General features: G+C 71.5%; 2 protein-coding genes and 1 tRNA gene. 1 reads left to right on the top strand and 2 read right to left on the bottom strand.

Translation table 11 applies throughout. From position 1 onward, the window contains the following. Nucleotides 1-60 precede the first annotated feature (60 nt). The gene (locus ESO86_RS15155; protein WP_129235727.1) at nt 61-948 is read right to left on the bottom strand and encodes an aminodeoxychorismate lyase; all 888 of its coding nucleotides are present in this window, start codon (nt 946-948) and stop codon (nt 61-63) included. 225 nt (nt 949-1,173) lie between these two features. Further along, entirely contained in the window at nt 1,174-1,812 is a 639-nt protein-coding gene (locus ESO86_RS15150) for a DNA-directed RNA polymerase subunit beta (RefSeq protein ID WP_129235726.1), read from the bottom strand. Nucleotides 1,813-2,394: 582 nt separating this feature from the next. Here ESO86_RS15150 and ESO86_RS15145 point away from each other — a divergent pair. Continuing rightward, nucleotides 2,395-2,466, top strand: a tRNA-Lys gene (locus ESO86_RS15145). Nucleotides 2,467-2,683 lie beyond the last annotated feature (217 nt).

Genomic DNA, 2,683 nt, shown 5'->3' with positions numbered 1-2,683 from the left:
CCGCGGTCGGCGGGCGGCGGGCGGCGGGCGATCGCCGGTCGCACGGCGGTCGCTCGATCGTCAGTCGCGCGGGCTCAGCAGGTACGCGTTCAGCGCGGCGGTCTCGTCGAGGTCGACGGCGAGCGGCGCTCCGTCGAGCTCGACGATCGGCGCGGCCATGCGCACGCTCGACACCAGCCACGCGGCATCCGCTCGCCTGAGCTCGTCGAGCGTGAGGTCGCGGTAGGCGACCCTGCGGCCGCGCCCCTCGAGGTACGCGAAGATGCTGCGCTGGGTCGTGCCGTGCAGGATGCCGGAGGCGGGCGGCGGCGTGACGAACTCGTCGCCGAGCCGCGCGATCACGCTCGACGTGGGCCCTTCGAGCACGAAGCCGTCGGACGAGGTGAACAGGCCGTCGTCGGCTCCGCGGCGCTTGGCCTCGCGGATCGCCGCCATGTTCGCCGCGTAGCTCAGCGTCTTCGCGCCGAGCAGCAGCCAGGGTGCCCGATCCCCCGCGCCGCGCGACACGCCGCGGTCGAGGCTGACGACGCGGATGCCGCGCTCCCGCGCAGCCTGGAACTCGGCGCCGGGCGTGACGTGCACCCACCCCGTCGGCGTGGTGCCCGGGTCGACCCCGCGGCTGAGCGCGATCTTGAGGGCGAACTCGCCCTCGTTCGGGACCCGCTCGGCAGCGCGGCGGATGACGAGCGACCACTGCTCGAGGTTCGGCTCGGGGAGTTCGGTGAGGCGCGCCGAGTTCGCCAGGCGGGCGAGGTGCGGCCCGACCTCCTGCACGTGCCCGTCGACGATCGCGAGCGTCTCGAAGACGCCGTCGCCGCGGTGCGGCGCCAGGTCGTTCACGGCGAGCGCACCGGATCCCGGCTCGATCTCGCGGAAGGACGCCTCGAAGAACTCCGGTGACGCATCGACGGGCAGCGGGTCGACGAGGAACGAGACGGTGTCGGCCATTCCTCGATGCTACGCCGAGCGCGTGGCCGACATGCCGGAGCCCGTCGTCGACGCGCCGTTCGTCGGCACGCGAACCGGCGGGCAGGAAGATGGCCGGCCGCAGAACGCCTCTCGGCGCGAGGCCGCTCGAAGCGGCGAATATTGGAGCCCGGGGTTACTGCGACCGGCCACGAACAGTCTAAACGAGGTCGACCGGGGGTCTATTCCCGGCGGCGTCCCGGGCGATCAGTCGAGGCTGTCGTGACGCCAGAGGCGCGCGCACGCCGCGAGCTCCTCGGCGAGCGAGGAGAGCCGCAGCGCGCGTTGGGTGAGGATTCCCGGCCGGTCGGGATGCGCGGCGTCCGCGGCATCCGCATCGTCGGCGAGGCTCGCGAAACCGGCCGAGGCGACCCGGCAGAACGCCGTGGCGCGCTCGAGCGCAGCGGCGAAGTCGCCCGAGAACACGCCGCGCAGGATCGTGTCGGCGAGCTCGCGCACCTCCGCCGGGCCGGCCGGGGTGGGCGCGCCCGCGACGACCTGGTCGATCGTGCGAGAGACCTCGGTGCCGCGCTGGAACGCGAGGCTGACCCCCTGCGCATCCTGCCGGATCATCGTGCGCAGCAGGTAGATGCGCCAGAGCGCGCCCGGCAGGCTCTTCGGCGACGCCTGCGACCACAGCTCGGCGATCGCATCGATGCCGTGCTCGTCGGTGTACGACACGAGGCGGGCGACCACCTCGGGGTCTGGGTCCTCGCGCACGCGCGAGAGCACCGCTGCGGCGGTGTCGTGCGCGACACGGCTCACGTACGCCGGGTCCTCGGCGCCCAGGTACCCCTCGAACATGCGCGGCGGGAACCGCGTGGGGCGGTGGAAGTCTGCGGTCATCGCGGACACGATACCCCCGCCGGCCGGGAACCGCCCACGGTCGGGCGGGCGTTCCGCGGTCGGCGGAATCGTCGCTGCCGGCAGTTCAGTCTGGTGCGGACTCGACATCCTGAAGCATCGACGAGCTCCGGAATAGCAGATCGCGCCACGTCCCGCCTTGGCGGAGGTAGGTGATCCTCGCGTGACAGTTGCGGCAACGCACATCACACTTCGCGATCTCGGCCCGAATACGTTCCAGCCCATGTCCGTCTTGCGCGAGCCGCATGACCTCGTTCCCCTTGTCCGAGGCTTCGCGGTGGTCGAAATCGAGCACGCGAACGTCCGACTCGCCGCAATCGACGCAGGGGTGCATGAGCAGGTACGCCCCGACGAGCTCCAATCCGCGACGGCGACGCTCTCCCTTCGCGGCGACGATGCGACGAACATGGGCTTCTCGATTCCGGGCGTAGTAGGCCCGAGCCGAGGCACGGTTGCACTCTCGACAGGTCGGCTGGAGCCCGTCACGCGACTGCGATCGACGGTTGAAATCATCGTGTGGCCTAGACTGCTTGCAACTGGCGCAGCGCTTCAATGCGTCACCTCGCCCCCGTAGCTCAGAGGCAGAGCAGCTGACTTTTAATCAGCGGGTCGGGATGTCGGAATTCCCCGGGGGCACCCTGCGAAACGCCACTCGCCATGCACAACTCCTCCGTGCGGTCCCGTCGTCATCGCCACGCTACGGGCCGCCACTGTCAATCGAAGCGCAGGTACCTCCGTACGCCGACGCGATGGCCGTCACGGCGCGAGCCGCGGCATCCCGAGCCCGAACTCGTGACGCAGCGCGCTCGCGGCCGCGTGCCAGCCGGCGAGGCCGTGCACGCCCGGGCCGGGC

It is taken from the genome of Agromyces binzhouensis, from assembly GCF_004135055.1.
Lineage (GTDB): Bacteria > Actinomycetota > Actinomycetes > Actinomycetales > Microbacteriaceae > Agromyces > Agromyces binzhouensis.
Note: the sequence above shows the minus strand (reverse complement) of the source record. Positions and strands in the feature narration are given on the sequence as shown.

What these genes read in the sequence shown, in the direction of transcription:
- ESO86_RS15150 (WP_129235726.1), bottom strand. Translation starts at nt 1,812, where the DNA reads ATGACCGCAGACTTCCACCGCCCCACGCGGTTCCCGCCGCGCATGTTC.
- ESO86_RS15155 (WP_129235727.1), bottom strand. Translation starts at nt 948, where the DNA reads ATGGCCGACACCGTCTCGTTCCTCGTCGACCCGCTGCCCGTCGATGCG.